This is a genomic window from Kosakonia sp. H7A, from assembly GCF_003028445.1.
In the GTDB taxonomy this organism is placed as follows: domain Bacteria; phylum Pseudomonadota; class Gammaproteobacteria; order Enterobacterales; family Enterobacteriaceae; genus Kosakonia; species Kosakonia radicincitans.
This window is the reverse complement of the sequence record NZ_PYTZ01000002.1, coordinates 247,130-270,084: the sequence shown is the minus strand read 5'-3', so window position 1 is coordinate 270,084 and position 22,955 is coordinate 247,130. Positions and strand designations below refer to the sequence as shown.

The 22,955-nt window shown below is 53.9% G+C and carries 20 protein-coding genes, 1 pseudogene and 1 riboswitch; of the genes and pseudogenes, 8 read left to right on the top strand and 13 right to left on the bottom strand.

Translation table 11 applies throughout. The features are described 5' to 3' along the window. Positions 1-16: 16 nt before the first annotated feature. The gene (locus CWM66_RS09265; protein ID WP_007371233.1) at positions 17-478 is read right to left on the bottom strand and encodes a helix-turn-helix domain-containing protein; all 462 of its coding nucleotides are present in this window, start codon (positions 476-478) and stop codon (positions 17-19) included. 206 nt (positions 479-684) lie between these two features. On the opposite strand from CWM66_RS09265, the gene CWM66_RS09255 reads away from it, so the two are divergent. The 3 genes from CWM66_RS09255 to yegS all read left to right on the top strand — a co-directional run bounded on the left by CWM66_RS09255 (position 685) and on the right by yegS (position 4,045). Further along, complete coding sequence (locus CWM66_RS09255; RefSeq protein ID WP_172825173.1) at positions 685-1,416, top strand: tetratricopeptide repeat protein; 732 nt, start codon at positions 685-687, stop codon at positions 1,414-1,416. A gap of 116 nt (positions 1,417-1,532) precedes the next feature. Beyond that, the gene (gene yegQ, locus CWM66_RS09250; protein ID WP_007371231.1) at positions 1,533-2,894 is read left to right on the top strand and encodes a tRNA 5-hydroxyuridine modification protein YegQ; all 1,362 of its coding nucleotides are present in this window, start codon (positions 1,533-1,535) and stop codon (positions 2,892-2,894) included. Between the two features lie 251 nt (positions 2,895-3,145). Next, positions 3,146-4,045 carry a lipid kinase YegS gene (gene yegS / locus CWM66_RS09245; protein ID WP_007371230.1) on the top strand — a complete coding sequence of 300 codons (900 nt, stop codon included), beginning with the start codon at positions 3,146-3,148 and terminating at the stop codon, positions 4,043-4,045. Positions 4,046-4,157: 112 nt separating this feature from the next. On the opposite strand, the gene fbaB is transcribed toward yegS, so the two are convergent. From fbaB to thiM, 3 genes are all read right to left on the bottom strand, one after another. After that, positions 4,158-5,210, bottom strand: a complete 1,053-nt coding sequence (fbaB, locus tag CWM66_RS09240; protein WP_007371229.1) for a class I fructose-bisphosphate aldolase — start codon at positions 5,208-5,210, stop codon at positions 4,158-4,160. 149 nt (positions 5,211-5,359) lie between these two features. Continuing rightward, a complete protein-coding gene (thiD, locus tag CWM66_RS09235) occupies positions 5,360-6,160 on the bottom strand; it encodes a bifunctional hydroxymethylpyrimidine kinase/phosphomethylpyrimidine kinase (protein ID WP_071921063.1) in 801 nt (266 codons plus the stop codon). Beyond that, entirely contained in the window at positions 6,157-6,945 is a 789-nt protein-coding gene (gene thiM, locus CWM66_RS09230) for a hydroxyethylthiazole kinase (protein WP_107146566.1), read from the bottom strand. Before thiM ends, thiD begins: the two co-directional genes overlap by 4 nt. A 37-nt stretch (positions 6,946-6,982) precedes the next feature. Continuing rightward, a riboswitch (TPP riboswitch) is annotated at positions 6,983-7,079 on the bottom strand. Positions 7,080-7,361: 282 nt separating this feature from the next. On the opposite strand from thiM, the gene CWM66_RS09225 reads away from it, so the two are divergent. Continuing rightward, complete coding sequence (locus CWM66_RS09225) at positions 7,362-7,805, top strand: DUF2778 domain-containing protein (protein ID WP_233218378.1); 444 nt, start codon at positions 7,362-7,364, stop codon at positions 7,803-7,805. Continuing rightward, positions 7,780-8,040: a hypothetical protein gene (locus CWM66_RS09220; RefSeq protein WP_035888754.1), complete on the top strand. Its 261-nt coding sequence runs from the start codon at positions 7,780-7,782 to the stop codon at positions 8,038-8,040. Before CWM66_RS09225 ends, CWM66_RS09220 begins: the two co-directional genes overlap by 26 nt. 81 nt (positions 8,041-8,121) lie before the next feature. On the opposite strand, the pseudogene CWM66_RS09215 reads toward CWM66_RS09220, so the two are convergent. Beyond that, positions 8,122-8,211, bottom strand: a pseudogene (locus tag CWM66_RS09215) (IS200/IS605 family transposase); the annotation flags it as partial. Between the two features lie 508 nt (positions 8,212-8,719). After that, positions 8,720-10,258, bottom strand: a complete 1,539-nt coding sequence (locus tag CWM66_RS09210) for a methyl-accepting chemotaxis protein (RefSeq protein ID WP_107146564.1) — start codon at positions 10,256-10,258, stop codon at positions 8,720-8,722. A 569-nt stretch (positions 10,259-10,827) separates the two neighbouring features. Here CWM66_RS09210 and CWM66_RS09205 point away from each other — a divergent pair. Next, on the top strand, positions 10,828-11,811 hold the full coding sequence (locus CWM66_RS09205; RefSeq protein ID WP_071921071.1) for a radical SAM/SPASM domain-containing protein: 984 nt from the start codon (positions 10,828-10,830) through the stop codon (positions 11,809-11,811). Between the two features lie 34 nt (positions 11,812-11,845). Then, entirely contained in the window at positions 11,846-12,679 is an 834-nt protein-coding gene (locus CWM66_RS09200) for an FkbM family methyltransferase (protein WP_107146741.1), read from the top strand. Between the two features lie 54 nt (positions 12,680-12,733). Here CWM66_RS09200 and CWM66_RS09195 read toward each other — a convergent pair whose 3' ends face one another. Beyond that, positions 12,734-13,807, bottom strand: coding sequence for a LacI family DNA-binding transcriptional regulator (locus CWM66_RS09195; RefSeq protein WP_007371222.1), 1,074 nt, complete (start codon positions 13,805-13,807; stop codon positions 12,734-12,736). A gap of 268 nt (positions 13,808-14,075) precedes the next feature. Here CWM66_RS09195 and CWM66_RS09190 point away from each other — a divergent pair, with 268 nt between their 5' ends. Continuing rightward, complete coding sequence (locus CWM66_RS09190; RefSeq protein ID WP_035888884.1) at positions 14,076-15,341, top strand: maltoporin; 1,266 nt, start codon at positions 14,076-14,078, stop codon at positions 15,339-15,341. 234 nt (positions 15,342-15,575) lie between these two features. Here CWM66_RS09190 and CWM66_RS09185 read toward each other — a convergent pair whose 3' ends face one another. The 6 genes from CWM66_RS09185 to CWM66_RS09160 all read right to left on the bottom strand — a co-directional run bounded on the left by CWM66_RS09185 (position 15,576) and on the right by CWM66_RS09160 (position 22,714). After that, complete coding sequence (locus CWM66_RS09185) at positions 15,576-15,896, bottom strand: glucose PTS transporter subunit EIIB (RefSeq protein ID WP_007371220.1); 321 nt, start codon at positions 15,894-15,896, stop codon at positions 15,576-15,578. 66 nt (positions 15,897-15,962) lie between these two features. Beyond that, positions 15,963-18,020, bottom strand: a complete 2,058-nt coding sequence (locus tag CWM66_RS09180) for a beta-galactosidase (RefSeq protein WP_007371219.1) — start codon at positions 18,018-18,020, stop codon at positions 15,963-15,965. 31 nt (positions 18,021-18,051) lie between these two features. Further along, positions 18,052-19,251 carry an arabinogalactan endo-beta-1,4-galactanase gene (locus CWM66_RS09175; RefSeq protein ID WP_107146563.1) on the bottom strand — a complete coding sequence of 400 codons (1,200 nt, stop codon included), beginning with the start codon at positions 19,249-19,251 and terminating at the stop codon, positions 18,052-18,054. A 4-nt stretch (positions 19,252-19,255) separates the two neighbouring features. Next, positions 19,256-20,107, bottom strand: a complete 852-nt coding sequence (locus tag CWM66_RS09170; RefSeq protein WP_007371217.1) for a sugar ABC transporter permease — start codon at positions 20,105-20,107, stop codon at positions 19,256-19,258. Positions 20,108-20,117: 10 nt separating this feature from the next. Further along, complete coding sequence (locus CWM66_RS09165) at positions 20,118-21,422, bottom strand: carbohydrate ABC transporter permease (protein WP_107146562.1); 1,305 nt, start codon at positions 21,420-21,422, stop codon at positions 20,118-20,120. A 56-nt stretch (positions 21,423-21,478) separates the two neighbouring features. Next, the gene (locus tag CWM66_RS09160) at positions 21,479-22,714 is read right to left on the bottom strand and encodes an extracellular solute-binding protein (protein ID WP_107146561.1); all 1,236 of its coding nucleotides are present in this window, start codon (positions 22,712-22,714) and stop codon (positions 21,479-21,481) included. Positions 22,715-22,955 lie beyond the last annotated feature (241 nt).

Genomic DNA, 22,955 nt, shown 5'->3' with positions numbered 1-22,955 from the left:
CACGCCCGACGGTGTTTTATTTACGCAACAGCCGCTGTAAACGCTGTTTGCGCCAGCGGGCGATCGGCTCAGCGAAGACAAAGAGCCGCAATCCCCGCACCAGCAGCAATCCGCCCCAAATCGCTACCACCCACAGTGACCACAGCGGTTCTGGCGCGGTACTGCGATTAAGGAAATAGAGCAGCGCGCAGACAATGACGGCGGTGATAAGCGATCGCCAGAAGCGGCTTTCGGCATCGAGCTTTTCCCGCGCAGCAGTAATGCGCTGATCCAGCGCCTCTTCCCCCGCTTCCGCCTGCCCGGATAACTCAGTGACACTGACGCCAAACACCGCCGCTAACGCACTCAGCGTCTCCAGCGAAGGTTGATCGCCACTTTCAATTCGCTGCACCGTTCTGACGCTCAACGCGGCCATCTCTGCAAGCTGCTCCTGCGACCAGGCGCGGGCCAGACGGAACGCTTTCACTTTATTGCTCATGATATTTCTCCACAGGAAACCGGCTTGCAGTGTCGCTGAACCACGCGGACAGCAACACGATCGTTACCCGACAGCAACACGACACCGCCCCGACAGCGCCCTGACAAGGCCCAGCGCCGAGTATAAACCGGTCGTGAACAATGCTGTAATCCTCTGTATCATGGCGGGCGGCTTCAGACGTATCAAAACAATAATAAAGGAGAAGGATGGTGAGGAAATATGACTATGGCGTACTGATGCTGCTGTTGGCTGCGTTCAGTTGCCAGGCGGAAATAACCGACGAAGAAATGGCCGCCGATTGCGCGAAGATCTCTGGTTATGCAAAACAGGGCGAGCAGTTTTACAAAGCGAAAAACTATCCCAAAGCCCGGGAAGCGTTCGAACAACAAGTGGCATGGCAGGAGCAGTGCGACGCCAACGTTCAGCAGTTTGATGAAGACAAGCTGGCGACTGCGTATAACAACGTGGCGCTCACCTGGATTCGCGAAGGTAAATATCGTAAAGCGCAGGCCTGGCTGGCTATCTATCCGGACAATAAAAAATCGGCCTATAACCTGTCGCTGATTAAGGACAAACTCGACGCGCTGCCAAAACCCACCTCTCCCTCCGGTGAATACTGGCAGTACGCCGGGCGAGGCAACTTTCAAACCTTTATTCTCAAGCCGCGGGGCGGCGATAGCTGGCAGGCGGACTGGGAAGGCGCTTATTTTGGGTTGATGGCGATGTACTCGGGCCCCAATTTAGGCGAGTTCTCAGAAAAAGTGACGCTGAAAGAGGGCAAAGGCGCGGTGGTGATTAAAGATTTTGGCATGCAATGCACTATCTCCCTGGCGCTTTCACCGGATGGTCTGAAGCTCGATGCCCGCACCGACAATGCTGAAAACTGCGGTTTCGGCCATAACGTCAGCGCCGACGGCACTTATCTGCGCGTGAACTAACGCGCAGGTTTACTCCCCTGGCGCGCGGCGCTACAATTCCCGCCCTAAATTTAGGGGAACTCCCCCGCCGCCTCACCTGGTGAGGCGATCTGACCTGTCATCAGAACGAGAAAATCATGTTTAAACCGGAACTCCTGTCCCCGGCGGGAACGCTGAAAAATATGCGTTACGCCTTCGCTTACGGCGCGGACGCCGTTTACGCTGGCCAGCCGCGCTACTCGCTGCGCGTACGCAATAACGAATTCAACCACGAAAACCTGCAAATCGGCATCAATGAAGCCCACGCGCAGGGCAAAAAATTCTACGTGGTGGTAAATATCGCGCCGCATAACGCCAAGCTGAAAACGTTCATCCGCGATCTGAAACCAGTGGTGGAGATGGGGCCGGATGCGCTGATTATGTCCGATCCGGGGCTTATCATGATGGTGCGCGAAAACTTCCCGCAGATGCCGATTCACCTCTCCGTGCAGGCGAACGCGGTCAACTGGGCAACGGTGAAATTCTGGCAGCAGATGGGGCTGACGCGTGTGATCCTCTCCCGCGAGCTGTCGCTGGAAGAGATCGCCGAAATTCGCAGCCAGGTGCCGGAAATGGAGATCGAAATCTTCGTGCACGGCGCACTGTGCATGGCTTATTCCGGCCGTTGCCTGCTTTCAGGCTATATCAACAAGCGCGATCCGAACCAGGGCACCTGCACTAACGCCTGCCGCTGGGAATATAACGTGCAGGAAGGCAAAGAAGACGCTATCGGCAATATCGTACATGTTCACGAACCGATTCCGGTGCAGAACATCGAACCCACGCTGGGCGTCGGCGCGCCGACCGATAAAGTCTTTATGATTGAGGAAGCGCAGCGTCCAGGCGAGTACATGACCGCCTTCGAGGACGAGCACGGCACCTACATCATGAACTCGAAAGATCTGCGCGCAATTGCCCACGTTGAGCGCCTGACGCAGATGGGCGTGCACTCGCTGAAAATTGAAGGCCGTACCAAATCGTTCTACTACTGCGCCCGTACCGCGCAGGTTTACCGCAAAGCGATCGACGATGCCGCCGCGGGTAAACCGTTCGACACTTCGCTGCTGGAAACGCTGGAAGGGCTGGCGCATCGCGGTTACACCGAAGGTTTCCTGCGCCGCCACACGCACGATGATTACCAGAACTATGACTATGGCTACTCGGTTTCCGAGCGCCAGCAGTTTGTCGGCGAATTCACCGGCGAGCGTAAAGGCAATCTGGCAGCCGTCGCGGTGAAAAATAAGTTTTCGGTCGGCGACAGCCTGGAGCTGATGACGCCGCAGGGCAACGTCAACTTTACGCTTGAGCAGATGGAAAACGCCAAAGGCGAAGCGATGCCGGTAGCACCAGGCGATGGTTATACTGTCTGGTTGCCGGTTCCGCAGGATATGGCGCTGGAATATGCGCTTCTGATGCGCAATTTCACCGGACAGTCGACGCGTAATCCTCACGCGAAGTAATTTAGCAGGGTTATTTTTACGGCTGGAAAAATCTTAGAATCGGATCACATACCTCCCCGGTCGTTATGGGTATTATCCATCTCGCTGAAAAACATAACCCATAAATGCTAGCTGTACCAGGAACCACCTCCTTAGCCTGCGTAATCTCCCTTACGCAGGCTGATTTTTTTTAACTCTTTTTTCCGCTTTTTTTACCCCCTCCCCGCTCGTGAGATACACTTTCCTCATTGCATGCAATAAGGACGAGAAATATGGGCAAAATTCCTGGAAGCTTATTGATCCTCAACGGTAAAAGCGCTGGCGACGAAACGCTGCGCACAGCTATCGCGTTGCTGCGTGACGAAGGCATGGATATTCAGGTGCGCGTCACCTGGGAAAAAGGCGATGCCGGGCGCTACGTTAAGGAAGCGCAGCAGCTTGGCGTGGATACGGTGATCGCTGGCGGTGGCGATGGCACCATCAACGAAGTGGCGACAGCGCTGGTGAACTGCACGGGTGATAATATTCCGGCGCTCGGTATTTTGCCGCTCGGCACCGCCAATGATTTTGCCACCAGCGCGGGGATCCCCGAGACGCTGGAGAAAGCGTTACAGCTGGCCATCGTGGGTAAAGCGGTGGCTATCGATATCGCCCGCGTCAACGATAAAACCTGTTTTATCAATATGGCAACCGGTGGTTTTGGTACCCGCATCACCACGGAAACACCGGAAAAACTAAAGGCCGCGCTGGGCGGGGTTTCTTATCTGATCCACGGGCTGCTGCGGCTGGATAAGCTGAAAGCCGACCGCTGCGAAATTCGCGGTGAGGATTTCCAGTGGCAGGGTGATGCGCTGGTGATTGGCATTGGTAACGGCCGCCAGGCGGGCGGCGGACAACAGCTTTGCCCGCAGGCGCTGATTAACGATGGCCTATTGCATCTGCGTATTTTTACCGGCGAAGAGTTGTTACCGGCGCTGTTAACCACCCTGACGCAGCCGGACGATAATCCGCATATTATTGACGGAAAATCGGCGTGGTTTGAGATCAGCGCTCCGCATGAAATTACCTTTAACCTCGACGGTGAACCGCTGAGCGGCGAGCATTTCCGCATTGAAGTGCTGCCCAACGCGTTGCAGTGCCGGTTACCGCCTGATTGCCCATTATTACGCTGACCCACTTAAAAATGCCTTTCCATGCCCTCGTCAGCGGGAGGGTTTAATCGAAATAATTGACTGATTCATAAGAAAATCTCCTCCCCGAAATGGAGAGGAGATAACGGAAAAGTTATGCGATGGTCACTTTCTGATCAAGATAAACATCCTGCACGGCGTTAATCAGTTTCACGCCGTCAGCCATGGTTTTCTTGAACGCTTTACGGCCAAGGATCAACCCCATGCCACCCGCGCGTTTATTGATAACCGCCGTACGGACAGCATCGGCCAGATCGGTGTCCCCACCAGCAGCGCCACCGGAGTTAATAAGCCCCGCGCGCCCCATGTAGCAGTTCGCCAGTTGGTAACGCACCAGATCGATCGGGTTATCGCTGGTCAGTTTGCTGTAGACGCGTTCATCGGTATAACCGAAGTTAACCGCCTTATAGCCGCCGTTATTTTCCGCCATTTTCTGCTTCACGATGTCCGCGCCGATAGTGGCGGCAATGTGATTCGCCTGGCCGGTCAAATCCGCCGAAACATGGTAATCCACGCCATCTTTCTTGAAAGCAGAGTTGCGCAGGTAGGCCCACAGCACGGTCACCAGCCCCAGCTCATGCGCGCGTTCAAAGGCGGCAGAGATCTCTTCAATCTGGCGGCGGGATTCCAGCGATCCAAAATAGATGGTCGCGCCAACGGCCACTGCGCCCATATTGAATGCCTGCTCAACGCTGGCATACAGCGTCTGGTCATATTCCGTCGGGTAGCTGAGGGTTTCATTGTGGTTGAGTTTGACGAGGAAGGGAATGCGGTGCGCGTAGCGGCGGGAAACAGAGGCCAGCACACCGTAGGTGGAGGCAACGCAGTTACACCCGGCTTCAATCGCCAGCTCCACGATATTCTTCGGATCAAAATAGAGCGGATTCGCTGCAAAGGATGCGCCCGCCGAGTGCTCAATCCCCTGGTCAACCGGCAGAATGGACAGATACCCGGTTCCCGCCAGCCGCCCGTGGTTATACAGCGTCTGCATGTTACGTAGTACCGCAGGCGGACGGTTGTTATCGACCATCACGCGATCCACATAATCGCCGCCCGGCAAATAGAGTTGGTCAGCGGGGATGGTCATACAGCGGTGTTGCAGAAGGCTGTCGGCGTCTTTGCCGAGTAACTGCACAATATCAGTCATAGCTATGCTCCCGTAAGCTTCGCGCAAAGCGAATTGGATTATCCCGACCTGCCTTACGGCAGGCAGAAATAAGCCTGGTACTCATGGGCGAGATTTTCCACCGCTGCCTTTTTTTCAGCATTATCTGCTGGCACGTTTCGGTTCCTGGTTTACCACCACTGATGGAAATGGTGAACCGGCCCGTTTCCGCTACCGACTTCCAGCGAATCCGCCTGCATCAGCGCGGCCGTCAGCCACTGTTTGGCTTCCGCGACCGTCGACGCCCAGTCGTTGTGGCGCGGGCGCAGCGCAGCCAGCGCGGCGGAGAGCGTGCAGCCTGTGCCGTGGGTATTTTTCGTCGCCACTCGCGGTGCGGTAAAGCGTAGCGCGCCATCACGAGTGAAGAGCCAGTCCGGGCTTTCGGCGTCATCCAGATGACCGCCTTTCATCAGCACCGCCTCGCAGCCGAGTGCCAGCAGCGCTTCTCCCTGCGCATGCATCTCCTGCTCGGTGCGGGCATGTGGCGCGTCAAGCAGCGCCGCGGCCTCAGGCAGATTGGGCGTAATAAGTGAAACCTGCGGCAGTAAATGCTGACGCAGCGCCGACACGGCGGAGGGTGACAGCAGCGGATCGCCGCTCTTGGCGAGCATTACCGTATCCAGCACCACATTGCGCACCTGATAGCGGCGCAGGCGCTCCGCCACCGCTTCAACAATATCGGTTTCCGCCAGCATGCCGATTTTGGTGGTGTCGATACGCACATCGCTGAGTACCGAGTCGAGTTGCGCGGCGACAAAATCCGGTTCGATACGGTACACCGACTGCACGCCGCGGGTGTTTTGCGCCACCAGCGCGGTGATCACCGAGCAGCCGTAAGCGCCAAGCGCCGAGAAGGTTTTTAAATCTGCCTGAATTCCCGCGCCACCGCTGGGATCGGTACCGGCGATGGTCAATGCATTGATTCGCCTCATAACGACCCCTCCCCGCCGAGCGCGTAGAGCGCGTCCAGAAACGCGGGCGTAAAGCTGCCCGGCCCGTTGCTGTTCGCGACCGCCAGGCTACCCGCCAGCCCGAACCAGGCGCTGGCGGCGGCCACATTCACCAGGCGATCGCCTTGCAGCGCACAACTGGCGGCCACCACGGCGGATAACGCGCAACCTGTGCCGACAACCCGCGTCATCAGCACATCGCCCCCGGTGACCATCAGTGTACGACGGCCATCAGTGACATAGTCCACTTCGCCGGTAACGGCCACCACAGCGCCGGTTTGCCGCGCCAGCGCCTGCGCTGCGGGCAACGCATTGCTGGTGGTATCGGTGGTATCCACGCCGCGCCCGCCTGCGCTCACTCCCGCGAGTGCCAGAATTTCGGAGGCATTGCCGCGGATCGCCGCCGGATGCAGGGCAAGCAGTTGCTGGCAAAATTGCGTACGGAAAGTGAGTGCGCCGACGGCCACAGGATCGAGCGTCCAGGGTTTACCTGCCGCATTTGCGCTTTCGGCAGCCGCCAGCATCGCATCGGCCCGCTCGCGGGTTAAGGTACCAACGTTAATCAACAGCGCATCGGCAATCGCACTGAATTGCTGCGCCTCGTCACGATCAATCACCATGGCCGGTGACGCGCCAAGCGCCAGTAGCACATTGGCGGTAAAGGTTTGTACAACATCGTTGGTCATACAGTGAACAAGCGGGGAATGGCGGCGGAATTGCTGTAAGGCATGTGCGGTTTGCGCACGATCGAGCAGGTCAGGTTGCATGGTTTCGCTCCTGCCAGGCCGTGGAAGAAGTGATAGCCCGACAGGCATCTGACTTCCCTACGCTGGCATTATCCAGATCAGGTATTACGGGTATTTCTCAGCCTTCACAAAGAAGGGCACCCCGAGTCATTTAAAACAAATTCAACTACTTGCGATTAATGCTCTCATTAATCCCTGTTCAGGATCATGCCAGCGGGAAGACAAAGACACAACCCTTAAAAATGCGCTGTGTCCCAACTTGTGTCCCCAAATGTGTCCCAAATTCAGAGGGTAAGGCTGGCTGGTTGGTTAAATCGGCGGTAACATAACCCGCAAATCTACAGGGAGTTTTATGTTATGCAGATTTGCAGGATGGACTACAACGACGTATCGGGAGACGGCTTAAACTTCATGTTTACGGTGTCGGAACGTTTCCAGTGTTTTCGGGGATAGCACCAGTAACCAACATCGCAGAGTGTGCATTTATACGAAATGCGGCTTTGCCTGTAGGCACTTACTGGATCGTTGATGCCCCGTCCGGGAGTATTGCCAACCAGGTAGAGCGATTTGTTAAGGATTTCAGGAATGGAACAAATCACGAGGAGTGGTTTGGATTGTTCAATGCCTCCACAATGAGTGATCACGTTTTCGTTAATGGCGTTGACAGAGGATCTTTCCGGCTTCACCCGTTGCGCCCAAATGGCGAGGGGGAGTCGTGGGGATGTATAACTTTCTATAACATTCCTGATTTCCAGTTAGTCAGAACCTCGTTACTTGCACGTAAAAAAGTTCGAGTGCCGGGGGGAAAAGGATTAATGGCATATGGACGTATAGACGTAACAGGGCGGACTGATTATGCGTCATGCAAATTTAATAATTAACACACTGATCGGTCTTCTCTGCCTTGTGGCTTCATTCTTTATCGTGCTGTTCCCTCTGGGCGGGCTGGTCGAGTATTTGTCTCAAATCAGTAATGATTTTCTGAACCGCACCGGGTTGGGATTTGCTGATGGCGAAGCTGATCCATCGTTTCTATGGGTGCTGTTCCTACTCATGCTCGTTGTTACTGCACTGTTGATGTTCATTATTCAGAAAGTACGGCGAAAATATCAGTAGCCAAACATAAGTAAAAGACCACCTTCTTAGAAGGTGGCTTTTGAGAATGCCCCCTGTAAGGGGGCTATTGTCACTTTCCGCTTATTGCTCTAGCAATTCCATTTGCTGTTCATGTATTTGTTCCGTTTTCTCCTGATGCCTCACATATCGTCTGATAATTTCCTCGTTCACACGCAGGCCGCTACTTTTTAACGTACAGCCTACGGTAAATTTAAGCGCGCCAGACTGGCCCCGAACCTAAAAAGGCGGGGCTTTTTTCATTTTTGAACATTATTCGGGTACACAACGGCGGAAAATCCCGTCGTTACTGACGTGGGTATCTTACAGATTGGGTAATACAGGTATTTCTCAGCCTTCACAAGGAAGGGCACCCCGAATCAGTTGAATCTGATTCAACTGATTGCGATTAGCAGCCGTTAATCGCCACTCAGCGATAATGCCAGCGGAGATCAAAGACACAACCCCCGGACGAATTCCCCAGGGCAAATCCCGGGCGTCACGTTAATCAATGCCGGTTTCGGGCAGCGAATACGGCCATGTGGACCGAGAAAGTTTAAAGCATATAACAAGCCTGCAAGTACAAATCCGGATTGTTTGATCGTTATCCGGCCGGTTGCTGAAGAAATCACCCTGCCACAAAAAGAGAGGCAGGCCGAAGCCTGCCTGTCACCGTTTGTCATCAGTTAAGTTTGAAGACAGCCACAGCCTGTTTAAGTAATTGCGACTGCTCTTTCAGCGAATGTGCCGCGGCAGAGGCTTCCTCAACAAGTGCGGCGTTCTGCTGGGTAACGGAATCCATTTGCGCGACAGCAATATTGATCTGCTCAATACCGCGGCTTTGCTCATTGGTGGAGAGATCAATCTCCGACATCAGTTCGGACACCTGTTTAACGGAAGCGATAATGCGCTTCATGCTTTCGCCCGCTCGCTCCACCCTTTCGCTGCCAAGCTGAACCTGAGTGCCGGACTGCTCAATCAACTCCTTAATCTCTTTCGCAGCAACCGACGAGCGTTGTGCCAGATTACGGACTTCGCTGGCGACAACGGCAAAACCGCGTCCCTGCTCTCCGGCGCGGGCTGCCTCAACGGCCGCGTTAAGCGCCAGGATATTAGTCTGGAAAGCAATGTCTTCAATCAGGCCGATAATTGTATCGATTTTGCCTGAGCTGCTTTCGATTTCCTTCATTGAAAGCACCGCTTCTTCAACGATGGTGTTGCCCTCTTGCGCAGAGTTGCGCATGTTGCTGGCAAGTTGGTTAGCCTGGTGCGTGTTTTCTGAGGTGTGTTTCACCGTGGAAGTCAGTTGTTCCATACTGGCAGCCGTTTCGCCAAGGGAAGTGGCCTGCGACTCTGTTCGCGCCGAGAGATCCGTATTTCCTGCGGCAATTTCTTCGGCGGCATGAGCCACGCTTTCGCTTGAATGACGAACCTGCGCAATGATGTCCACCAGCGAAAGACGCATCTGCTCCAGCGAGCTGAGCAACGTCCCGATTTCATCTTTCGAGCGCGAGATCACCGGGCTATGCAGTTCTCCGGCAGCCATCTGCTGACAGTGAAGCCGCGCAGCGTCAAGAGGAGAAAGAACGCGCCGCCGTATCAGGATAAACATGGCGATGATAATCAGCGTAAACAGCAGAGCGAAGATAACGATAGTGACCACACTGTTGGTAAAGCGGCTCTGCGCATCATTGTTAAGGCGCTGCGCGTTTTTCTCGCGAAACGCCAGCAAATTATCCAGCGTGATTTCGAACTGACGATCGAGTACCGGAATTGTATCGCTGACCAGTTGATTAAAGCGCGCGCTGTCATTACGGTTCGCGGCATCCATCAACGGTTTCAGACCATCATTGACATAAACATGCCAGGCATTGTTATAGGGAACGGAAAACTGTTCTTCACCGGCAATATGTGAAGCCGCCTGATAGGCGTCAAAAGCAGCAGAAGCTTTCTGCATCACTTCTTGCGCTTTCTCAAGTGATGCCCGGGCTTTCTCGCTATCGCCAAGGCTGGAGTTAATCATCGCTTCCATCAGCCTGACCCGCAATGTACGGCTGTGGTTGATCGGATCGATCACGGATAACACCACGCGAATTTCTTTGTTCACGCTATCCAGTGACTGGTTGCTGCGCGTAAGTGACCAAAGGTTAGAGGTAGAACTGATGAGGAAGATACAGAGTAAGAGACTGAAAATAAGAAAAGAAAACCGTCGTAATGACATATTTTTACCCTTGTATAAGATAACGACACAACCATCGGCCCCACAAAAAGCGGTGCGGCCTGCGACAATTATCGGCACAAGAGCGTGAATATTTAGGTTAAGGTTAAGAAGATAATTACGAATAACGCTGACGCAAAACTATTGTCGTGAGCGAGGAGAAGAGATCTCTTAAGTAACGCCTTGCTGGTATTCAAAAAAGAGGCATCACGCCAAAACCGCTCAACCTGAAGCCCGCCGGTTCCATTCCTGACTTCCCTGATTTAACGGGCGTCGCCCCTTGTCACTAAGCGCAGAAAAGGCTTATGAACACACGTTTGTTACATCCTTAGCCTCTGCAGCCCCAACGCTAAACTGTCTGCAGCCTAATATAAGCGAATCACGCCCGCGCGTCCCTTAAAGGAAATTAATTATCAGGCTGCGGGCTCAGGTTTTCAGTCAGCTGGCCGATATCATTACACGGCGTCTGGTAGCTCATCGGCATGATGTGGCAATAGATCCATGAATATCAATGCATTACAAAACTCAAAGCACGGGTTCTACCCACATGCGGTTGCGGCAGGAGAATGTACATGAATTATTTTGAGCAGATCAGCTTTGCATCAGATGAGAGCATCAAGAACCTGCTGGACAGCCGACGCAGCGCGACGCTGACCGCGGAGCAGAAACAGATCATGTTTAAGCGCCACGTGGAAATCATCAATCTGGAGCTGTCGTATAACTGCAACCGTAAGTGCGATTACTGCCCGGTGAGCTTCTCTAACCGCCAGGCGCTTCAGCGTTATATGGATACGACTACACTGGAGAAGATCTGCGCCGAACTGGCATCGATCCGCTACGAAAACCGCATCTCGCTGAACCTCTATAACGAGCCGCTGCTGGATTTAGATCTGGAGCGCAAAATCACCCTCATCAAAGAGGCGCTGCCCTATAGCCACATCGCCTTTAACAGCAACGGTGATTTCCTCGATATCGAGCGTTTGAGTACGCTCTCTGACAGCGGATTAAACAATATCTGCGTCACGCTGCATCCTTCTTCAAATGTTACACAAACCCCTGCTGCGATCCGCCGCCGGGTAACCAAACTGCTGGATAAGCTGGAGTGCGGCGATAAGTACCCGGATTTCAGCATCAATGATGTGGTCAACTCGACATCGATTTTATTCCGTCATCGCGGCGTGCAAATCAAGATCCAGTGGCCGGACTGGCGCAAATATGGCACCAACCGCGCGGGCGTGCTGACCGAGCATGCCGCGTCGGCAACCATTCGCACCAGCCCCTGCGTCAAACCGTTTCGCGAATTCACCATCTTTTACGATGGTACAGTGCAGCCGTGCTGTGAGAGCTTTTTAGATGACAAGACCAACCTCGCACCGGCGGGCAACGTGGCGACATCATCCATCTTTGATATTTACGCGTCAAAAACCCTCAGCGGTTTCCGCCGCGGGCTGTTTGATTTTGGGCTGAAGCAAGGTATTTGCGCCTCCTGCGCGGTTGCGGATTACACGCCCCAGCAAGACGACGCCGAGCGTAAACGTATTTTGCAGTCATTGTGAATAAGCGCCTAACCGCACTCAGGTGATAATGAAAATGAACAACGTAGAACAATTTATTTTAGCGGAAGCAGATTATTTCCATCCGATGCTGGAACGCGCACAGCAGTCCACGCTGGAGCAGAGAGAAAACTGGCGTCGCGAAACCATTCGTGAGCGTCAGGAACGTATGTCATTAGAGGTCTTCGACCTGTTGCAGGGCACCGTGAAATACGGCCCGTTCAAAGGATTACATCTCGATCGCGACACCTGGTGGGGAAAACTCGATCTCGGCTCCCAGTGCCTGGGGCTGTACGAAAAAGAGATCCTGAATCTGATCGAGGCAACAGAAGCTGGCCGCTTCTCAACTTTTATCGACATTGGTGCTGCGGATGGCTACTACGCCATCGGTATGCTGGTTTCCGGCAAGATTGGCAAGACCATCTGCTTTGAGCAAACGGAAAAAGGCCGCGCCGTCATTGCGGAAAACTGGAAAAAGAACCACTCGGTCGGCGAGCTGACCATCCTCGGTGAAGCCAATGCTGCCAGTTTTGCCAGCCTGCGCGCGCAAGATCTGGATAACGCGCTGGTGCTGATCGACATCGAAGGCTTCGAGTTTGAACTGCTGACCGATGAGGTATTAAACCTGCTGAAATCCTGCACGGTGATCATCGAGATTCACCACTGGATGGACGATTTCCTTGCCAAATACAATGCTTTTCTGCGCAACGCCGCGCACTATTTCGACATTGAAACCGTGCAACGCGTTGAACGCGAAACCAGCAATCTGCCTGAACTGCGCGACTTTACCGATGACAACCGCCTGTTGCTCACTTCTGAACGCCGCCCTGGCATGATGCGTTTTCTGAAACTGACGCCAAAAGCGCAGTAATCGCTGTAAACCGAAGCGCTACCGGCACAATGCCGATGGCGCTTCGTATATCTCTTACTTCCACAGCTTATGCGCAATAGCCTGCAACTGCTGGGAGATCTCCTGCAAATTGGTCCCCTGCTCCTGCAACGCGCCGGTTGAATGGCGCACGATAAGTTTTGCAGGCAGCACCGACGAGCTGCGCGCCGCATCGCCATGACCGCTGTCGAGCAGACGACGCACCGCTTCTTTGCCCTGCAAATCGAGATCCAGCGAAACGGTGGTCAGCGACGGATGGAAAAACGAACTTTCATAAGTGCCGTCGTAACCCACCACCGATTTCTCGCCGGGAATGGCAATCTGATGTTGATGGAAGGCGCTCAATACGCCCAGCGCCATCTGATCGTTGCCTACCAGCACGGCGGTGAAATTCGGCGTTTCGCGCAGCATCTGTAATGCGCCAGCGTAACCGCTCTGTGCATCCCAGTTACCATGAAACACCGTTACCGGTTTCAACCCATAGCCGCTGAGCGTATCGATCCAGCTTTTCAGCCGTAGATTCGCCGACACCGACGATTCCGGCCCGGCCAGCAGCGCGATCTCGCGGTGGCCCAGTTCATACAGATGCTTAACACTGGCGCGGGTACCGTCCGCCGGGTTAAACGAAACGTTAAACACGGAACTGTACGGATCGACATCGAGAAACAAGCAGACGATGTCATCGTTGTCAGAGGCGATATGCTGGGCCTCTTCGGTTTCCAGCGGCACGTTAATGATCACTTTATCGACCAGCTGTGACTTCAGTTCATTGATGGCGGACTGGATATCTTGATTGACGTTCTCATCGATCATCGAAATCAAGACCTGGTAGCCATCAAGGTTGGCGTAGCGTTTCACCGCCGCCGCCACCTGCGAAGGGGCATGCAGCGCCAGCGAAGTGGTCACCAGGCCGATAGTCTGACTCTGCTTTCCCACTAATTGCTGCGCCAGCCGGTTCGGTACGTAACGCAATAACTCTATGGATTTCTCCACTTTTAAACGCGTGGCTTCGGATACATTGGCAGATTTGTTGAGTACCCTGGACACGGTCTGGTAGGAGACACCCGCATGGCGGGCTACGTCTTCCAGCGTTGCACTTTTAGACTTCATGGTCCGGTTCCTTATGTTGTTATGCGCCAAGTGTAACAGGGGCTTCCTAAAAAAACGCTCACCACACATTCTCCCGCTTCAATTTCGCAAAATAAGTATCACGCTCACAATACCCAACATTGTGAAGAAATTCGCTATTGGTAACAAAAAAGGCTGATTTATTTGCAGTTAATCACACATTCGCAATCGTTAGTTTGCCTGTTTTTACATTTAGGCATTTTATGACATCGTTTATGTGAACGTAATACAAAACAATAAGAGGAATGATATGAACACTACGCTACGCACTCTCACTCTTGCGTTAGCCGCTGCGCTGACTTCACCTTCACTGCTGGCTGCGACATCTGTACCGATCGACTTTCACGGCTACCTGCGCGGCGGCGTAGGCGTGTCCGGCGATGGCGGGCAGGTTGAGTGGCAAAAGAACAAGCTGGGCCGCCTGGGTAACGAATCCGATACCTACGGCGAACTGGAACTGGGCTCGGAAGTGTATAAAAAAGACGAGGTGAGTTTTTACCTCGACAGCATGGTGAGCATGGTTTCCGACGGCTCTAACGACAACGAAACCACTATTGGCGACGACGCTCAGTTCGGCCTGCGTCAGTTGAATCTGCAAATCAAAGGGCTTATTCCCAACGATCCCAACGCCGTAATCTGGGGCGGTAAACGTTACTACCAGCGCCACGATCTGCACATTATTGATACCAAATACTGGAACATCTCCGGTTCCGGTGCCGGGATTGAAAACTACACCTTCGGCCCTGGGGCGGTCTCGGTAGCCTGGATCCGTGGCGACGCTAACGATGTTGATTACCGCGTCGATAACGATAACGACGTCAACATCAACTATATCGACGTTCGCTATGCGGGCTGGAAACCGTGGTCAGGCGCGTGGACAGAGTTCGGCATCGACTACGCTATGCCAAATCCGACCAAAAAACAGAAAGAGTACGGCGGATTATACGAAGCGGATGACGGCGTGATGGTGACCGGCGAAATCAGCCAGGATATGTTTGGCGGCTATAACAAACTGGTGCTGCAATACGCCAACAAAGGGCTGGCGCAGAACATGGTGTCGCAGGGCGGCGGCTGGTACGACATGTGGCACTATGTGAACGACGCCAGCGGTTACCGCGTGATTAACACCGGCCTGATTCCGCTTACCGAGAAGTTCTCACTGAACCACGTGCTGACCTACGGTTCAGCCAACGACATTACGGAATATACCGACAAAACCCGCCTGGTTTCACTGGTTGGCCGCGCACAGTATCAGCTCACCAATTATGTACGTCTGATTGGTGAAGTCGGCGGTTTCTACCAGAAAGACGACTATAAAAACGGCACCCACTACAAACAGAGCGGCGAAAAATACACCTTCGCTGTAGGTCTGGCGGATGGCCCGGAATTTATGTCACGGCCTGAATTGCGCGTATTCGCTTCGTATTTAAATGATTCGGAAGATGGAAAATCATTTGAAGACGGCACTAAAAATAATACGTGGAACTTTGGCGTACAGGTGGAAGCCTGGTGGTAAATAAACTTTATCCTTCACGTTATCACTTTATTGGCAGCATCTGTTTACTCCGCTCACTTATTTGAGCAGGAACAGGTTTGTCGCCACGATATAACGCGAATGATTTTGTATATTAATTTATTGCCCTCGTTATTTATCTCCAAGAACTGCCAGGCCATTGCTTGACAGAATTTATATTGCCATTGCTTTTCTGTTAGTTATTTCGGGATACCCTCACGGGTATCCCTTTTTTATTTATGCGCGGGAGGAGAAATGTTCATCGAGTAATTTACGCAGCGCATCTGACTGTTTACCAAATATGGCATGCACCTGCTGACCGAGAATAATCACCCCCAACGCGCCTTCATTTTGCAACGCCTGCGAATCCACAATGGCCAGATCTTTCACCGTCACACGCAAACGGGTCAGACAGGCATCAACATTTTCAATGTTCTCCGCACCGCCAAATGCCTGCGCCAGCCGCTGGATCAGTTGCAGCTCAGCATCGCTGATGGGCGCTGCCGCGGTATTTTTCGGTTCGGAGAAGTAGTGCAGGAAGGATTTAAGACTCACCATCATCGGCTCCTGATTTTCGACAGATAAAAAAAAGCCTGCCCGAATGGGCAGGCACATTACGTCGGCTTATGCCTGGCGGCTAACAACGCGACAATCCCACGGTGTCAGCACCAGCGAGCCGCTGACGGTCGCGGCCGACAGACAATCCTGGTAGCCTGGCGGCAGCGTAATCGTCTGTTGCTGAGCGCTGAAGTTCTGGATAAAGACAAATGTGGTTTCGCCGTCGGTACGCGCGGTAGCCACCACGCCCGGCGGAAAATCCTGCTCAACGGCACGCGGCAGCGCCAGTTCGTCAATAATGCTGGCAAAGAAATCGCGCTGGAAGGCCAGATCGTTGCGCGAAGCGACGTGCCACGCCTTACCTTTGCCGAACTGATTGACCGTTACCGCCGGGCGCCCGGCGTAGAAATCATCCCGGTAAGTGGCCAGTGGTTTGGCGCTCTCGGCATGGATCAGTTCGCACAAATGACGCGCCTGATAAGGCCCCTGTAACCCGGCCTCGTTGCCCGCCAGCCCCTGCACCAGATTGCGTTCATTGTCATCCAGGCAGTCGATCTCCTCCGCCCAGATACCCACCAGTTTGCGCAGCGGACCAGGGAAGCCGCCGAGATAGCAGAGATCGCTTTCGTTCACCACACCGGTCCAGTAAGAGGTGACCAGATGCCCGCCCGCCGCGACAAACGCTTCGGCGCGTTCGGCAAAGCCCTCACGTACCATATAGAGCATGGGCGCGATCACCAGTTGATAACGGCTCAGATCCGCGTCGGCGTTAATGACATCCACCGCGATGCCCTTTTCCCAGAACGGGCGATAGTGTTCATTAACCGTTTTTTCGTACTCCATCCCCTTATTGCGCGGGCCTTCGGCATCATCCAGCGCCCAGCGGTTTTGCTGGTCGAAAATGATCGCCACGCGCGCGTCAGTGCGACAGCCCATTACCGGCGTGAGTTTTGCCAGCATCTCGCCCAGCGTACACACTTCGCGCCCGACGCGGGTATCCAGGTGGCCAACATGGTCGATTACCGCGCCATGGAACTTCTCAACCGAGCCGCGACTTTTCCGCCACTGGAAGTACTGCACCGAATCCGCGCCGTGCGCCACCGCCTGTAATGACGACAGAATATGCATTCCCGGCTTTTTCACTTTGCTGGTCGGCTGCCAGTTAGTGACGCTCGGTGTGGATTCCATCAGCACAAACGGCTTGCCGCCTTTCAGCGTGCGCATCATGTCGTGATACATCGCGGTGTAGCAGGCGAGCTGCGTTTCGTCTTTGTCCCGGTGCCACATCGGATAGCTGTCCCAGGAGATAAAGTCGAGCGCTGGCGCGAGTTGCCAGTAGTCGTAATCGTAGAAATACTCCATAAAGTTGGTAGTCACCGGAAGCTGCGCATTCGCGGCTTTCAATGGCGCGATTTCATGGCGGCAGAAATCGGCGACCTGCGCGGTATTAAAGCGCCGCCAGTCGAGATTCAGACCGTGGATCGACACTTCGCCCTGCGGCGACGGCGACTGAATTTGCGACCAGTCGCTGTAAGTGTGGCTCCAGAAATCGCTCCACCAGGCGTGATTGAGGTTTTCCAGCGTCTGGTAACGGGCTTGCAGCCAGTCGCGGAATTTTTGCTGACACAAATCGCAGTGGCATTCTCCGCCGTACTCGTTGGAAATATGCCAGCCGAGTACCGCCGGATGCTGCGCATAGCGCTCAGCCAGCAGCGTATTGATTTTCAGCGTTTTTTCCCGGTAGATCGGCGATGTCATGCAGTGATTGTGCCGCCCGCCGTGCAGCGCCGGCACGCGATCGCGCCCGACGCGCAGCACTTGCGGATATTTCTGCGACATCCAGGCGGGCCGTGCGCCGCTCGGCGTAGCGAGGAAAATATGAATTCCCGCTGCATATAATTTTTCAATCACCGAATCGAGCCAGGCGAAATTAAACTCACCTTCCCGCGGCTCCAGTTTCGACCAGCTAAATATCCCGATCGACATGACATTGCAATTTGCCTGCTTCATCATGGCAATATCGTCATCAATAATACCGGGATAATTCTCCCATTGTTCCGGGTTATAGTCCGCGCCATGCAATAGCGAGACAACCTTCGGGCTTAAAGGCGCAAATTTATTCATATTAAACGTCCTGAAATTTACAACACCAGAGTTAATTAAAGACTTTCACTGAGGGCAGCACTTTCCCCTGACAATCAAACAGCGCTTGATTTTCCCGCGCGTTGCCTTCTTTCCACTTATCGTTGATATAATTCATTCCCGCCTGCGTCGCCCAGGTATTTCCCGGCACGGCAATCCAGGTTGGCTCCCAATAAAAAATACCTTTACCGCGATGGCCCTGAACATTAATCACGGACTGCATTAAATCGTGGATATAGTCATATTGCCCCTGCACGGTGCCAGGGTAGCCGCCCGCTTTCTCTTCTTTCTCCTGGAAGCTGTTTTCCGCGTTATCGCAGTTAGCCAGCGTATAGCCGTAAGCCGCTTCCACCACAATCACATCTTTGTTGTAGCGCTTGCTGATGTCGTCCATATTGGCCTGCAACGCGCTTATCGGCCCGTTCCAGTAGGTATACATCGACAGGCCAATCACATCGAACGGCACATTGCGTTTGGTGATTTCATCAAACCACCAGCGGAAGGTATCGTTTTTGGTGCCCTCCGCCAGGTGCAGCATGATCTCCACCTGTTCGCCGTTTTTCAGGTTCTCCTTCAGCCCGTCAATCGCTGAGGTGAGCAGCCCCGCCAGCCGGTCGAATTCTCCGCCGCCCTGCCCCCAGCTTTTGCCTTCCGGCCACAGTATGCCGGAGTTAATTTCATTGCCGATTTGCACCATATCCGGCAGCACGCCCTCCTGCTTAAAGCGGGCGATGGTGTCGCGGGTATAGTCGTGGATCGCCGTTTTTAGCTGCGCATAATCCATTTTTTCCCAGGCTTTCGGTTTGAACTGTTTGCCGGGATCGGTCCAGAAATCGCTGTAGTGAAAATCGAGCAGCAGCTTCATGCCCTGCGCTTTCGCCCGTTTTGCCAGCGCCAGCGTGGTCGCCAGATCGTTATCGCCGCCGCCGTAAGCCTGGCCCTGCGCGTCTTTCGGATCGACCCACAAACGCAGGCGCACATAGTTAACGCCGTTAGCTTTCAGGATGGCGAGCGCATCCTGTTGCTGATTTTTGTCGTTATAAAATTTCGCCCCGTGCTTTTCGGCATCCAACAGCGTGGAGATATCAGCCCCTTTAATAAAGTCGGCGGGCATGCCGCTGAACGGGCGCGTCTTTAACGCGTCGGCGGCAAACGTGCTGGCGGACAAACTACAGAGACAAACAGCAAGCAGAGCGGGTGTAAATCTTTTCATGTGGTTATCCTTTGGTGCTGCCGGAGGTCAGGCCGGAGACGAAGTATTTTTGTAAGGCAAGGTAGAGAATGGCCACCGGCACGGCGATCAATACCGCGCCCGCCGCATAGGTGGTGTAACTGGCACCCATTTTTTGCGCTACCAGGTTGTAGAGGCCAATCGGCAGCGTGTATTTGTCCGGGGTGCGCAAAATGGTGCTGGAGAGGATGAAATCCCCCAGCGGCCCGGTGAAGGAGAACAACGCCACTACCGCCACAATCGGCTTCGACAGCGGCATGATGATCTCGATAAAGATGCGGAAGTTGCTGGCGCCGTCCATGCGCGCAGATTCATCCAGATCGCGCGGGATGGCATCGAGGTAGCCTTTCATCAGGTAAGTGTTCATCGGGATCATCCCGGCCACGTAGATTAGCACCAGCGCCATATGGCTGTTGATCAAACCCAGCAGCTGCGACAGCACGAAGATGGCGATCAGCGCGGAAAACTGCGGGATCATCTGCAACAGCAAAAACAGCATCAGGCCATTCTGCCGCCCCTTAAAACGGAAGCGCGAAAAGGCGTAGGCGGTAAAGCTGACGCTGATTAAGGTCAGCACCATCGTCAGCAGGCTGATCTTCATTGAATTCCAGTACCAGGTCAGGTAGTTCACCTGACCGTTAAACAGATCGGCATAGTGCTGGAATGAGAGGTTCTCCGGGATGATCGAGGTGCTGAGCAGGCTGTTACCGGCGTTCAGCGACGCGCCGACCGTCCAGACCAGCGGGTAGATAATGATCAACGATACCAGCGCGATAACCAGCCAGGAGAGCGACAGGCGGATCCACTTCTCGCGGCGGATACTTTGTGATTTAGCCATTTTTCTTCCCTTATGCCATGTCGTCGTTTTTAAAAGATTTGGTCGCGCGGAACTGCCACAACGCCAGCCCGACGACAAAAATCGACAGCAAAATGGTGATGGTCGCCGCAATCGCGTACTGCGAAGAGGACATCGTCAGTTTGTAAATCCACGACACCAGGATATCGGTGCCGCCAGCGTTCGCGCCCGCCACCGCCGGACCGCCGTTGTTAAACAGGTAGATGATGTTGAAGTTATTAAAATTGAAGGTGTACTGAGTGATGATGATCGGCGCGATTGAGTAGAGCACCAGCGGCAGCGTAATAGTGCGCAGCCGGGTCCAGGTGCTGGCGCCATCCATCTTCGCCGCTTCGTACAGATCGTCCGGAATCGCCTGCAACACCCCGGTGGTCATGGCAAAGACAAACGGGAAGCCGAGCCAGGTTTGCATCATGATCAGCGCGGTTTTCGTCCAGAACGGATCGGTCAGCCACGCTTTCGGCGCAATACCGAAGAAAGCCAGAATGGCGTTGTTAATCACGCCAAATGAGTCGTTAAACATTCCGGCGAAGACCAGAATGGTGGCAAAGCCCGGCACCGCCCACGGCAAAATAAAAATGGTGCGTACCAGCGGCTTGAAGCGCAGATCTTTCTGGTTCACCAGGATCGCCAGCAGCACACCAACGGTGCATTGCAACGTGGTCGCCAGCAGCGTCCAGACCACCGTCCACTGCAACACATCGAGGAAGGTCGAACGCCAGATCGACAGGGTAAAGATATTGACGAAATTCTTTAATCCCACCCAGTCCACCAGTTTGGCGGGCGGCGTGTGATAGAGGTTGTAGTTGGTGAAAGCAATAGAGAAGCCGAACAGGATCGGGAAAATCACCACAAACACCAGCAGGATGAAGCCGGGCGTGATCATCAGATAAGGAAAACCGTCGCTGAGCAGCAGTTGATACTGCTTGCGCACGCTGTTCAGCGGCTTACCTTCGTCGCGCTTTTTGCCGTTGATCCATGCATCGCGTAGCGACAGATACCAGACCATCAGGCCAAAGGCGATGATCAGCAGGCTGATGATCCCTTCTGCCAGCAAAAAGATCGAGTTATCGCGCGGTACTTCTTCGCCGAGGGTATATAACCCCCAGATCCCCTCGCGCAAAAAATCATAAAAAATGCCGGTAAAACTGCTCAGCAGGACAAGGAAGATAAGGCCTTTTAGCCACTGGCGATGATAAAACTGACCAAAGCCCGGCACAATGGCCAGCAGCAGCCCGCACCACGCATGACGCCCTGCTTGCGTTTTGGCAAAATTCTCGCTGGGACTGATAATCACGTACGACTCCTTTTCGACAACGGGAGGTTGCCCTCCCGTTCTGCTACAACAAGCGGTTACTGGTTACTGGCCTGCATGGCTTCAACTTGCATGTGGATCTGTTTGGTCGCGGCATCGAGCGCGGCCTGCGGTTCCTGCTTGCCGGTCAGGCTCAGTTCCAGTGCGGCATTTGCCGGTCCCCAGACTTCGCCCATCTCAGGAATGCCCGGCATTGCCGTCGCGCGCGCAGCCTGTACCGCCACTGCGCTGGCCTTTTCGTCATTTTTAATGACCGGATCGTCAATCATTGCTTTCTGCGCCGGGATCTCGCGGGTGGCGATATAGCGCGTTTTCACGTACTGCGGCTGGTTGATAAATTCGATAAATTGCTGCGCCAGTTGCTTGTCTTTACTCCAGGTGGAGACGACATAACCTTTCACGCCGAGGAAGGAGCTCATCGGTTTGCCGTCCGGCAAGTTTGGCAGCGGCACCACGCCGTAATTAATGCCAGCGGCTTCATAGGGCTGGAAAGCCCACGGGCCGTTAATCACCGCCACAGCTTTTTTCTCGGTAAACAGTGAATCGATGGCGTTCAGCCCGTTATCGCCGAGGATCCCCGACGGAAACACCCCTTCGCTGTAGAATTTTTTCAGGAAGGTGACCGCTTCTACCGCGCCCGGTTTATTCAGGCCGATATCCTGCGGGTTGTAGCCGCCTTTGTCGTTTTTGCCGAACAGGTAGCCGCCCATTGGGCCGATAGCGCCCCAGCTGTAATAGATTTGGTCAAATTTCGCGAGCAGACCGTATTTGTTCTGCTCGCGCTGTTTTTTCGAGTACTCAAGCCACTCCGGCAGGCTTTGCAGCGGCTTGTCGAGCAGATCTTTGTTGTAAATCAGCACCAGCGTTTCTACCGCTTTCGGTACGCCATACAGAGTGTTATCCAGACGAAAAGCGTTGATGGAGGCCGGGGTAAAGGCGTCAACCTTTTCTTTGTCCAGATTCAGGGGGGTCAGCAGCCCTTGCACAACCGCGCCACCCAACTGATCATTGGGGATAACCAGCACATCCGGCCCGATGCCAGCCGGGCCATCAAGGCGTAATTTTTCCAGTTGCTGTGCGTAGGGCATCTCCTGCACGTTCACTTTAACGTCGTACTTTTGCTCAAAATCTTTGACGGCATCCTGGATACCGACGGACTTTTTGATGTCTTCCCAGACGTTAAGCTGCTTTGTCGCCGCGTGCGCCGACAGGCTAATAAGCTGGCCGGCAGCCAGTGCAGAGAGGATCAGTGCGGTAAGTGTTCTCTTTTTCATTATCACCCTCATGTCAAGGTATAACATTTTAGTGGTTTTTATGGTGCAACATCCGATGAGACAGCTTAAAAATCACCTGATATCACTGGGCTTAAAACGCATTCACGCGCCTTATCGAATTTGTTATACGCTACGCTTGAGCGATGAATAAAACGAGAATTAACTGTCAGTTGTGTGACAGATGCAACAGAAATGGAAATTCGATATAGGGCGCGAAATCACTGGAAGTTATAGTCTGAGC